Below are 11,588 nucleotides of genomic sequence, written 5' to 3' on the forward strand. Positions count from 1 at the left end.
AAAAAGCCATCTGCTTCCCGACGGAAGAACGCCGCCGGCTCCAGGCAGTTCCGTTAAGCGATGTCCGTGTTGCCGGCGAAGGGCGCGAGCGATGCGGGCCCTTCGCCGCCGCTCTTCCTGGTGACTTACCGCCAAGTGCCGGTCGCGAGTGCAAAGGGCGACCACTCGGCGAAATCGTAGCGGATCGGCAGCGCGTCGGCGCGCCAGACGATCCGGTGCGGGCGGAAGCGCCAGTAGCGTTCGGCGCCTTCGAAGTGCTTGCCTTCGGGTCGATCGGGCAGGAGTTCGGCCTTTCCGGTCATTTGCAGCAGGCCACCGGTCGAGAAGTCTGGGAAGACAAGCCCGGCGCGTGGATTGAGTGCGATATTGCCGAGCGTGTTGAAGAAGCGGTTGCCGATGAAATCCGGGATCGTCAGCCAGCCGTCTTCGCCGACATGCACGAATCCCGCGCGGCCGCCGCGATGGGAGACGTCCACCTGCCTTCCGCCGGGAAGGTCGGCATAGGTGGCGACGAAGAACGTGTCCGCCTGTTCGATAAGAGCGCGCGCCGCGTCGTCGAGTTCGGCGCTTTCGATCGGAGGCATCGCCGGCGGCTCCGACGGATTGCGCACGAAACGGACCTGCCGGAGCTGGATATATTTCGGACAGTTTCCGAAGCTCTGGTGCACTTCGAGATCGAAACCGTGCGCATGGCGGCTGAGCGTGCCGTTCAGCCGATTGCGGCGGCGCGTGCCGAGATCGATGCCGAGGAGGGCGAGGGAGGCACCATCCTCCATACCCGCCTCGGCAGGATCTGACGGTTCCCGGGCGTGTTCGACGGTGAGCCTCAGAGCATCCGGCGCATGGAGGAAGCCGGGACGTCCCGCCCTTAGCGTCGCCCAGACATCGCCCTTCCGGTCCACCGCCCCCAGCACCACCATCGGCAGAAGGGGATAGAATTCCCGATGCTGGTCGATCAGGTGATCGCGCAGGACTCGGCGCCCGACCTCGTCCATGCGAACATCGACACCGAGCAGCCTTTGCAGGGCAATCTCGCCCTGATGCCAGGGCGAAGGAGCGGGAGCGTTCATGACGATGCCTCCTCAGGCTGCCAATCCGACCGCGGTCTTCTGGAAATCGACAAAGCGAGGCAGCGCCTCGATGCGCTCGAGCCACCCGCGAATATTCGAATAGCGCTCAAGGTCGACGTCGCCTTCGGGGGCGCGCGCGACGTAGCTATAGAGCGCGACGTCGGCGATCGTGGGCCGGTCGGCGGCGATCCAGCTTCGGTTTTCGAGCGCCGCCTCGATCAGCTCCAGGATCGCATGTGAACGCGGAATGACCTCTTCCGGCCGGTAGGGCGCCTTGAACACGTTGATGAGGCGCGCCTGCGCCGGGCCATGGGCAATCTGCCCCGCGGCGACCGACAGCCAGCGCTGAACGGCCGCCGCGCCTTCGGCGTCTTCCGGCAGCCAGTCCGTGCGGCCCGTCTTTTTCGCGAGATAGACGAGAATGGCGTTGGAATCACAAATGATCGTGCCGGCGTCATCGAGCACGGGAACCTGGCCGAAGGGGTTGAGCTTGAGGAACGTCGCTTGCTTGTGCTCTCTCTTGGCAAGATCGACGAGTACGAGCTCATGCTCGATCGCGAGCAGCGAGAGAAAGAGCCGGGCGCGATGCGCATGGCCGGACAGCGGATGGTAGTAGAGCTTCATTCTTGCCTCCTGCAGAATTTGGAACAGCCGCAAGAATGATTATTGCTTAAGCGGTTGATAAGCCTCTCTAGATACACTAGACCATTTCACATGACGCAATAATGCTTCATCGGAGGGCTCGATGGATCGCTGGCAGGCGATGCGGATCTTCGTGCAGGTGGTGGAAAGCGGCGGGTTTGCACCTGCCGCCAAGGTGCTGCATATGAGCCCTCCATCGGTCACGCGGGCGATCGCAAAGCTGGAGGAGATGATCGGCACGCGCCTCCTCGTTCGCACCACCCGTTCGCTGAAATTGACGGCGGCGGGCGAAGGGTACGTAGCCGATTGCCGGCGCATTCTCGCGGAGATCGCGGAGGCGGAGGACAATGCGGCGGGCAGCTTCACCAAACCCGCGGGCTTGCTCACGGTCACGGCGCCTGCGCTCTTCGGGCGCATCCATGTGCTTCCCGTCGTTCTCGACTTTCTTCACCAGTACCCGGAGATGCAGGTGAAGACCGTTTTCCTCGACCGTGTGACGAACCTGGTCGAGGAAGGCCTCGACGTGGCGATACGTATCGCGGCGCTCCCCGCGTCCGGTCTCATTGCCCGCCGTATCGGCTCGATAAGGCAGGTGCTCTGCGGTTCGCCGGATTATTTCGCCCGTTTCGGCGAGCCTGAGCGCCCCGAGGATCTCATCCATCATCGCCTGATCGGACGTGATGGTCTCTACGGCCATTCGGAATGGCTCTTCGGGCGCGACAGCAGTATTCGCGTCCCGATCAGCGCCCGCCTCATCTGCAATACCAATGACGCGGCCATCGCCGCCGCGGTCGCCGGCTGGGGCCTTTCCCGTTACCAGTCCTATCAAGTAGCACCGGATATCGAGGCAGAGCGGCTGAAGATCGTGCTTGCAGACTACGAGCGTGAGCCGGTGCCGATCCACATCGTGCACGCGGAAGGTCGCATGGTTTCGGCCCGCGTGCGCGCCTTCGTGGATTTCGCCGCCGAGCGCCTTCGGCGCCGCGCGGGTGTGAATGCGCAGCTTTGGCAAGGCGTATGAACGCGATCATCAGGAACCTGCGGCCATCTGTTGCCGTTTCGGACGAGGTCGGGTCGACGCCCGAGAGGCCGACAGCGTTGGCGAGGTGCTCATGCAGGAAGATCTGTTCGGAAAACCGGCGGATAATCTGCCTCAGGGTTTTCGCTACGAGCCGGATATCGTACCGCGTAAGCTTCAAGAGGCACTTCTTGAGGCGATACCGCAGCTTCCCTTCAAGGCCTTCGATTTCCACGGCTTCCAAGGCAAGAGACGGGTGATCTCCTTCGGCTGGAAGTATGACTTCAGCACCGAGTCGCTTCGCAAGGGGGACGCTATCCCGCCGATGCTCCTGCCTCTGCGCGAGCTTGCAGCCGATTTCGCCGGTTTGCCGACGGAGACGCTCGAACAGGCGCTGGTCACCGAATATGAAAAGGGCGCGCCGATCGGTTGGCACAGGGATAAAGCGGTTTTCGGCGCCGTCATCGGAGTCTCTCTGCTCTCCTCCTGTACATTCAGGCTACGCCGGAGAGTCGCCGGGAAGTGGGAGCGCGCCTCGATCATGCTTCAGCCTGGTTCAGCATATCTCCTCTCCGGTCCTTCCAGAACCGAATGGGAACACTCCATCCCGCCGGTGGATCGGCTGAGATATTCAATTACATTTCGGGAGTTGCGTACAAAGGACGGCAGGCGATGACTTGCGTCGGCTTTTCCGCGCCCCTGACGCGACGGGTTTCGGGAAACTGTTGATCCGATTAGCGGAGGGAAGTATTTCTCTTGTCGACAAGAGGATTGCCAGATGACCGATACCGACAACAATTCCATTCCAGAACGCAAGCGAGGCTCCGGCGTGAAGATGGTCTACGACCTTCTGCGCGACGAGATCCTCGATCTGGTCCTGCCTCCCGGCAGCCCGATCGACGAGGCGCAACTGGCCGAACGGTTCAAGATGTCGCGCACGCCGATCCGCGAGGCGCTGGTGCGGCTCGCGGGCGAGGGGCTGATCGACACGCTGCCGAACCGATCGACCATGGTGTCGAACATCGATTTCATCAACATGAACACCTATTTCGACGCACTGGTGCTCATGTATCGAGTCACCACGCGGCTCGCGGCTCAACATCACCGCACGGAGGATTTGCAGGTGATCCGCGCCCGTCAGGCGGAGTTCGCCGCCGCGGTCCAGGCGCAGGATGCGCTGGCGATGATCGCCACCAATGCGGCGCTGCACCTGGCGATCGCGGAGGCGGGGCGCAATTCCTATTTCACCGGCCTATTCAAGCGGCTTCTCGACGAGGGTCGGCGGATACTCAGGCTCTATTACCAGTCCTATGACGACCGCTTGCCGCAGCGTTTCGTCGATGAACATGAGGATATGATTGCGGCCATCGCAGCTCGCGACGCCGAAGAGGCGGACCGCCTGGCGAGGGTGCATGCCGAGCAGATCGTGCACCAGATCCAGAAGCTTTTCTCCCGCGACAGGCGGCTGGAAATCGCCCTGTGATTTTCTGTCGATTTATTGTCGACAAATAAAATACAAAGAGTATTATAAAGCGAAATCAGAGGCGCGGCGATGGCTGGTGTCTCTGTCTATCCGACAGGCCAGCAGGAGTTTGACATGAAGGCCAAGATTTTCTCCGGCGTGATCCCCGCGCTGATGACCCCTTGCAAAGAAGACCGCAGCCCCGACTTCGATGCTCTTGTCGGCAAAGGCAAGGAGCTGATCGCCGACGGCATGTCGGCAGTCGTCTATTGCGGCTCGATGGGCGACTGGCCGCTCCTGACCGATGCGCAGCGCATGGAAGGGGTGGAGCGCCTGGTAAAGGCCGGCGTGCCGGTCATCGTCGGCACTGGCGCTATCAATAGCGCTTCAGCGGTCGCCCATGCGGCGCATGCCCAGAAAGTCGGCGCTCAGGGCCTAATGGTGATTCCGCGGGTGCTCTCGCGCGGGCCTTCGCTCGTCGCACAGAAGGCGCATTTCAAGGCGATCCTGTCGGCCGCGCCGGATCTTCCGGCAGTGATCTACAACAGCCCCTATTATGGCTTCGCCACCCGCGCCGACCTGTTTTTCGCGCTGCGCGCCGAGCATCCGAACCTCGTAGGCTTCAAGGAATTCGGCGGCCCGGCCGACATGCGCTACGCGGCCGAGAACATTACGAGCCGTGACGATGGCGTGTCGCTGATGATCGGCGTCGACACCGCCGTCTTCCACGGCTTCGTCAACTGCGGCGCGACCGGCGCAATCACCGGCATCGGCAATGTGCTGCCGAAGGAGGTGATCCACCTCTGCAATCTGTCGCAGGCTGCCGCCCGCGGCGATGTCGACGCGCGCCAGCGCGCGCAGGAGCTGGAGCAGGCGCTTGCCGTCCTCTCCTCCTTCGACGAGGGTCCGGACCTCGTTCTCTACTTCAAGCACATGATGGTGCTGAAGGGAGACAAGGAATACACGCTCCATTTCAACGAAACTGACGCGCTCACCGAAAGCCAGCGCGGCTATGTCGAGGCGCAGTTCAAGCTCTTCAATACCTGGTATGCTGAGTGGAGCAAGCTCCCCGGCGCCGTTGAGAAGTACAAGGCCTGATCAGGCCGAAGCAGAAGGCCGTCCCGCCGGAGGGCCTTCTGCTTAACGGGCCCCAGTCTCGAAATCTGAGGTCAGGTCCAGGAATCCGCTTTTGTGGCTTCATTCATGACCCTTCACCAGAGTCGGCCATTCGCTCGTCGTGCCCGGCTGCACCGGCCGTTCCAGGTAGGTCGATAGCACGACATAGCTGCGCGTCGCCTTGACGCCGGGCGTATCGTAAAGGCGAGCCAACAGCCCTTCGAGTGCATGGGTGCTTTCAGTGCGGACCTTGAGCAGCATGCAGGTGTCGCCCGCGACCGAGTGAATCTCCTCCACTTCCGGATACTCCTCGACCGCAAGCAGGGCCGGCGTCTTGCCCCAACCGGTGGTGTCGACGTGAACGAAGGCGAGTAGCGTTTTCCCCAAGACCTCGGGATCGACCAGCGCCGCCACGCGACGGATCGCACCGGAGCGCCTGAGGCGCTTCACGCGCTCGTGTGCGGCCGGCGGCGAAAGCCCGACCCGGTCGCCGAGCTCGGCATAGCTCGTGGTTGCGTCCTCTACCAAAACACCTAATAGCTTTCGGTCCATCGCGTCGAGGTCACGGTCGGACGGGCGCTTCCGCCGAACGTCATCTGTATTTTGATCCATTCCGATATTCCCTCTTGTTGCCGAATTCAATTCTGCAATTATGCAGAAATGACGAATATGAATCAATCTATTCCGACCACGTCCGCCGAGAGGGCACGCATCCCGCCCTTTGCATTCGTGCTTACCACCTGCGTCGGCGTCATCGGCTCCAACTCGCTGGCGCTCGGGCCGATCGCGCCGGAAGTGGCACGGAGCCTCGGCGCCGATGTTCCTGCCGTGATGACGGCTTCGGCCGCGTTCGGGCTCGGCACGGCTGCAAGTGCCGCTTTCCTTGGCCGGCTCATCGACCGCCACGGCCCGCGCCGGATGCTCGCGACGGCACTGCTGCTCCTTGCTGCTGGACTTGGCGGCAGCGCGGTCGCGCCGGCGCTTCCGTTATTGGTCGTCGCCCAACTCATCGTCGGGATGGCCGCGGGCATAGCGCTTCCCGCCATCTATACGCTGGCCTCGGTCATCGCGCCTGCCGGGCGCGAGAGCGAGACGGTCGGCCTGGTGCTGACCGGCTGGACTCTAAGCATGGTGGCCGGCGTTCCCCTCTCGGCAGCTATCGCCGATTTCGCCGGCTGGCGGACGGTGTATGTCGTCGTTGCCGCCGCAACGCTGATCGCCTGCGCCGCCGTCCGCCTTGCGGCAGTGCGGGAGGATTCTGGCGGCAAAGCGACGTCGCCGCTTGCGGCGCTCGGCGTTCGTGGCGTGGCGCCGCTTCTCGCCGCCTGCGCTGCTTTCATGGCTGCCTTCTATGGCGTTTATGCCTATATCGGCGACCATCTTCATGCCGTTCTTGGCCTGCCCGTCAGCGCCAACGGCCTCGTTGCGGTCTCCTATGGCTTCGGCTTCGGCGGCGCGGTCTTTCTCGACCGGCTGATTGATCGCTTTGGCTCGGGCAGGCTGTTGCCGCTCATTTTCCTCGCCGTCGCCGGTATCTATGTTTCGATGGCGGCAGCGAGCGGGTCCTATACCGCCATGCTGGCGGTCGTCTTTCTCTGGGGCCTTGCCAACCATTTCGGGCTGAACGTGCTCATCCTGCGTCTGACCGCACTCGATCCGGCTAGACGTGGCGCGATCATGGGCCTCAACAGCGGCGTCACCTACTTTTCCCTCTTCGCCGGCACGATCGGTTTCGGGGCGGCCTATGCCAGCACTGGCTTTTTCATTCTTCCGCTCGCTGCGGCAGGGCTGATGTTGGCGGCGGCCTTCTCTGCGGCACTCGCGCCGCGCTGAATCGGTTTTCTCGCAGCCGCTTAAGCCACGGCGTCGAGCCCGAGCGCAAGCAGGCGGTCGAGCTGCTCGCTTTCCGCGGCGGTCAAGGTGATGCCCTCCGCCTCCGACTTGGCGCGGGCGACGTAGCGGCGCTGCGAGGGCAGGCGGGCGCCCTGGCCGACGATAGCTTCGAACAAGCCCTCCGCCCGCGCAAAGGGATCGCCGGGGCGGCCGGCGGCGAAAGCCTCGGGCGAGAAGGCGATGATGAGCTCGCCGTGGAAGGGCGCGAGCGTCGTGGTGCCGAGATAATCGAGCACCTCGGGACTGGTCAGGTCGCCGATCATGATGCCCGCCAGCAGCTCGATCATCGTGCCGATCGCCGAGCCCTTATGTCCACCGAAGGGCAGCATCGCGCCAGCGAGCGCGGCCTCGGGATCTGTCGTCGGATTGCCTTCCGCATCGATCGCCCAGCCTTCCGGCAACGGCTTGCCCGCTCGGCGATGGAGCTCGATTTCGCCGCGCGCGGCGACGGAGGTCGCAAAGTCGAAGACATAGGGCGGTTTGCCAGGGCGCGGCCAGCCGAAGGCGAAGGGATTGGTGCCGAGCAGAGGCCTGTTGCCGCCGGTCGGCGCGACCGTCGCATAGCTCGGGCACATGACGAGCGCGGCTAGGCCTTCAGCCGTGAGGGCCTCTACCTCCGGCCAGAGAGCGGAAAAATGCGTGCAGTCGTTGATGACCAGCGCGGCGAGCCCGGATGAGCGGGCGCGCTCCGTGAGCTTCGGCAGGCCAAGCTCGAAGCCGGCATTGGCAAAGCCGCCCCCGGCGTTCACTTTCACGATCGCCGAGCCTTCCTCAAGCGCGAGCTCCGGCACCGCATCCGGCTGCACCTTGCCTGCCTTCACGGTGCGCAGCGCGCCCTCGATGCGGTAAACGCCGTGCGATTTGCAGGCATCGCGCTCGCCCGCCACGATCACCCGGGCGAGCGCTCCTGCCTGGATTACATTGAGCCCGGCCTTGCAGAAGATCGCCTCGACGCGCTCCTGAAGCGCGGTCGTTGTCAGGGTGGTGGTCTCGCTCATCGTCGTCTCTCGTGGCTGGCCTGACCGGGGAGGCAGGCGATTGATGTTCTGCATACGTAGAGTATACAAATACTCGACAAGCGGCAATTCGCTTCAGCCGACCTCACCGAGCGCACAACCGGTTCTAAGGAAAGGAACGTCAGATGGTCTTCACCCCCAAAGGAAAACACCTCGTCGCGGGCGAGTGGCTCGACGGCGCGGGCACCTTCGCCTCCGCCCCCGCGCATGGGCCGGTGCACCACTTCGCCGCCGGCACCGTGGAACTGGTGAATCGAGCCTGCGAGGCCGCCGAGGATGCCTTCTGGAGCTATGGCTATTCGTCGCGCGCGTCCCGCGCGGCGTTCCTCCGCACCATCGCCGACGAGATCGAGGCACGCGCCGAGGCGATCACCGAGATCGGCAGCCAGGAAACGGGCCTGCCGGAGGCGCGGCTTAACGGCGAGCGAGGCCGCACGACCGGGCAACTGCGGCTCTTTGCCGACCACATCGAGAAGGGCGACTACCTCGATCGCCGCTTCGACACGGCGCTGCCGGACCGCCAGCCGGCACCCCGTCCAGAGATCCGGCTGGTCCAGCGGCCGATCGGCCCCGTCGCCGTCTTCGGCGCCTCGAATTTCCCGCTCGCCTTCTCGACCGCGGGCGGCGACACGGCCGCGGCGCTGGCAGCAGGTTGCCCGGTGGTGGTGAAGGGTCATTCGGCCCATCCCGGCACCGGCGAGATCGTGGCCGAGGCGATCGAGGCCGCCATCCGCAAGACCGGCGTTCACCCCGGTGTCTTCTCGCTGATCCAGGGCGGCAGCCGCGAGGTCGGCCATGCACTGGTCCAGCACCCGCGGATTAAGGCGGTGGGCTTCACCGGCTCGCTTGCCGGCGGGCGTGCGCTGTTCGATCTCTGCGCCGGGCGGCCGGAGCCGATCCCGTTCTTCGGCGAGCTCGGCTCCGTGAACCCGATGTTCCTTTTGCCGGAAGCGCTGAAGGCCCGGGCCGAGGCTTTGGGCCAGGGCTGGGCCGGTTCGCTCACCATGGGCGCCGGGCAGTTCTGCACCAATCCCGGTATCGCCGTGGTGATCGCAGGCGCCGATGCCGACCGCTTCACCGCTGCCACAGTCGAGGCGCTCGCCAAGGTGGCGCCGCAGACCATGCTGACGGTCGGCATCGCCAAAGCCTATCGCGACGGGCAGGCGCGGTTTGCCAGTCGCAATACAGTCAAGCCGCTGTTCGTGACCGAATCCTCCGACCGGGCAGCCTCGCCCAACCTGTTCGAGACGACGGGTGCGCAGTTCCTTGCCGATCACGCGCTCGGCGAAGAGGTCTTCGGTCCGCTCGGTCTCGTGGTGCGGGTCGGTTCGCTCGACGAGATGGAGGAACTCGCACGTGGCTTCGAAGGCCAGCTGACCGCGACCATCCACATGGATGCGAGCGATCTCGACGCCGCGCGGCGTCTTCGCCCGGTGCTGGAGCGCAACGCCGGCCGCGTGCTCGTCAACGGCTTTCCGACGGGGGTCGAAGTCGTCGATTCGATGGTGCATGGCGGCCCCTATCCGGCCTCGACCAATTTCGGCGCAACCAGCGTCGGTACCATGTCGATCAGACGTTTCCTGCGTCCGGTGGCTTACCAGAACATGCCGGAGGAGCTGCTGCCCGAGGACTTCCTCGGCTAAATCCTTACCATCGCCTGGGTAACAAAAGGGGCTTTTCCACAAGGGAAAGCCCCTTTTAATTGCGAAAAGGCGCCGCCATATATACGTTTTGTATACTCTTTGTATTTTTGAATTGATTTGTGCTCTCTGACGCGGAATAGTGCGCGCGCCGTCAAACCGACAGACCAACTCAGGGAGAGAGAAAATGAAGACTTCGGTCCTCGCCTTCGGCCTCATCGCCGCCACCGCTCTGACGAGCCCCGCTCACGCCGACAAGCTCGATGACATCATCTCCTCGGGCACGTTGCGCTGCGCCGTCGTGCTCGATTTCCCGCCGATGGGCTCGCGCGACGAGAGCAACACTCCGATCGGCTTCGACGTGGACTACTGCAACGATCTCGCCAAGGCGCTTGGTGTAACGGCCGAAATCGTCGAGACTCCCTTCCCCGAGCGTATTCCGGCCCTGATGTCCGGCCGCGTCGATGTTGGCGTCGCCTCCACCTCCGACACGCTGGAACGCGCCAAGACCGTCGGCATGACGGTGCCCTACTTCGCCTTCGAGATGGCGGTGACCGCCAATGACAAGTCGGGCGTCAAGTCCTTCGAGGACATGAAGGGCAAGGTCGTGGGAGCCACCGCCGGCACCTACGAGGCGATCGCGCTGGAAAACCAGGTCAAGGCCTGGGGTGCGGGCGAGTTCCGTCCCTATCAGACGCAGGCGGACGTGTTCCTTGCGCTGAGCCAGGGGCAGATCGACGCCACCGTCTCCACCTCGACCGTGGCGCAGGCCAATGTGAAGACCGGCAAGTTCCCGGGGATTTCTGTCGTCGGCAAGGCGCCCTTCGACATCGATTATGTGGCCCTCTTCACCAATCGTGAGGAATACGGCCTCATCAACTACCTCAACCTGTTCATCAACCAGCAGGTCCGCACCGGCCGTTATGCCGAACTCTACGAGAAGTGGGTCGGCGGGGAGGCACCGGTCCTGTCGGTGAACGGCGTCTATCGCTGATCTGACCTCCTCTGGGCGGTGCGGGACGATCGTCCCGCACCGTCGCTCACTTCCGATAGGTGAGACGGCAATGTTCAACTACACATTCCACTGGAACCAGGCGCTGAGAGCATTGCCGCAGATGCTCGACGGCGCGCTGGTGACGCTTGAGATCGCGCTCCTCTCGATGGCGATCGGTCTCGCCTGCGCAATCGGGCTGACGCTGTTCCGCCTCTCCGGCAACCGCCTCCTCGGCGGTTTCGCCTCGGCCTGGGTCGAGATCGCGCGAAACACGCCGGCGCTGTTCCAGATCTACATGGCCCATTTCGGGCTCGGCAATTTCGGGCTTCATCTGAGCCCCTATACCGCTCTTCTGGTCGGGATCGCCTTCAACAATGTGGGCTATCTCGCCGAGAACTTCCGCGGTGCGCTGAAAGCCATTCCGGACACTCAAGCCCGTGCCGGCCGCTCGCTCGGCATGACCTCGCTGCAGGCCTTCCGGCTGATCGTCCTGCCGCAGATGCTGCGCGTCGCTTTCCTGCCGGCCACCAACCAGATGGTCTGGGCGATCCTGATGACGTCGCTCGGCGTCACCGTCGGCATGAATGCCGACCTTGCCGGGGTCACGCAGGAGCTGAATGCGCGCTCCTTCCGCACCTTTGAATTTTTCGCGCTGGCCGCAGTGATCTACTACGTCATCGCCAAGGTCGTCACGCTGGCCGCCCAGGCCTTTGCCTGGCGCATGTTCCGCTACTGAG

At 63.8% G+C, this 11,588-nt stretch carries 12 protein-coding genes; 8 read left to right on the top strand and 4 right to left on the bottom strand.

The genetic code is table 11. From position 1 onward, the window contains the following. Positions 1-125: 125 nt before the first annotated feature. Positions 126-1,070, bottom strand: a complete 945-nt coding sequence (locus tag M728_RS25205) for a pyridoxamine 5'-phosphate oxidase family protein (protein WP_026620499.1) — start codon at positions 1,068-1,070, stop codon at positions 126-128. Positions 1,071-1,082: 12 nt separating this feature from the next. Beyond that, on the bottom strand, positions 1,083-1,694 hold the full coding sequence (locus M728_RS25210) for a glutathione S-transferase family protein (RefSeq protein WP_026620500.1): 612 nt from the start codon (positions 1,692-1,694) through the stop codon (positions 1,083-1,085). Between the two features lie 121 nt (positions 1,695-1,815). Here M728_RS25210 and M728_RS25215 point away from each other — a divergent pair, with 121 nt between their 5' ends. From M728_RS25215 to M728_RS25230, 4 genes are all read left to right on the top strand, one after another. After that, the gene (locus M728_RS25215) at positions 1,816-2,733 is read left to right on the top strand and encodes a LysR family transcriptional regulator (protein WP_026620501.1); all 918 of its coding nucleotides are present in this window, start codon (positions 1,816-1,818) and stop codon (positions 2,731-2,733) included. A 91-nt stretch (positions 2,734-2,824) separates the two neighbouring features. Continuing rightward, positions 2,825-3,406 (top strand): alpha-ketoglutarate-dependent dioxygenase AlkB, encoded by a 582-nt coding sequence (locus M728_RS25220; protein WP_026620502.1) that lies wholly within the window; start codon positions 2,825-2,827, stop codon positions 3,404-3,406. A gap of 102 nt (positions 3,407-3,508) precedes the next feature. Further along, the gene (locus M728_RS25225) at positions 3,509-4,213 is read left to right on the top strand and encodes a GntR family transcriptional regulator (RefSeq protein WP_026620503.1); all 705 of its coding nucleotides are present in this window, start codon (positions 3,509-3,511) and stop codon (positions 4,211-4,213) included. A gap of 114 nt (positions 4,214-4,327) precedes the next feature. Then, positions 4,328-5,290 carry a dihydrodipicolinate synthase family protein gene (locus M728_RS25230; RefSeq protein ID WP_026620504.1) on the top strand — a complete coding sequence of 321 codons (963 nt, stop codon included), beginning with the start codon at positions 4,328-4,330 and terminating at the stop codon, positions 5,288-5,290. Positions 5,291-5,389: 99 nt separating this feature from the next. Here the strand turns inward: M728_RS25230 and M728_RS25235 are convergent, their stop codons facing one another. Further along, positions 5,390-5,920: an Lrp/AsnC family transcriptional regulator gene (locus tag M728_RS25235; RefSeq protein WP_026620505.1), complete on the bottom strand. Its 531-nt coding sequence runs from the start codon at positions 5,918-5,920 to the stop codon at positions 5,390-5,392. A gap of 48 nt (positions 5,921-5,968) precedes the next feature. Here M728_RS25235 and M728_RS25240 point away from each other — a divergent pair, with 48 nt between their 5' ends. Next, a complete protein-coding gene (locus tag M728_RS25240) occupies positions 5,969-7,141 on the top strand; it encodes an MFS transporter (RefSeq protein ID WP_026620506.1) in 1,173 nt (390 codons plus the stop codon). A 20-nt stretch (positions 7,142-7,161) separates the two neighbouring features. On the opposite strand, the gene M728_RS25245 is transcribed toward M728_RS25240, so the two are convergent. Beyond that, the gene (locus tag M728_RS25245) at positions 7,162-8,199 is read right to left on the bottom strand and encodes an Ldh family oxidoreductase (protein WP_026620507.1); all 1,038 of its coding nucleotides are present in this window, start codon (positions 8,197-8,199) and stop codon (positions 7,162-7,164) included. Between the two features lie 143 nt (positions 8,200-8,342). Here M728_RS25245 and M728_RS25250 point away from each other — a divergent pair, with 143 nt between their 5' ends. The 3 genes from M728_RS25250 (at position 8,343) to M728_RS25260 (ending at position 11,587) form a co-directional block, all read left to right on the top strand. After that, positions 8,343-9,860 carry an aldehyde dehydrogenase (NADP(+)) gene (locus tag M728_RS25250; protein ID WP_026620508.1) on the top strand — a complete coding sequence of 506 codons (1,518 nt, stop codon included), beginning with the start codon at positions 8,343-8,345 and terminating at the stop codon, positions 9,858-9,860. Between the two features lie 184 nt (positions 9,861-10,044). Continuing rightward, positions 10,045-10,851, top strand: coding sequence for a transporter substrate-binding domain-containing protein (locus M728_RS25255; protein ID WP_026620509.1), 807 nt, complete (start codon positions 10,045-10,047; stop codon positions 10,849-10,851). A gap of 70 nt (positions 10,852-10,921) precedes the next feature. After that, complete coding sequence (locus tag M728_RS25260; RefSeq protein WP_026620510.1) at positions 10,922-11,587, top strand: amino acid ABC transporter permease; 666 nt, start codon at positions 10,922-10,924, stop codon at positions 11,585-11,587. Position 11,588: the final 1 nt, after the last annotated feature.

This window comes from Ensifer sp. WSM1721 (assembly GCF_000513895.2).
Taxonomy (GTDB): Bacteria; Pseudomonadota; Alphaproteobacteria; order Rhizobiales; family Rhizobiaceae; genus Sinorhizobium.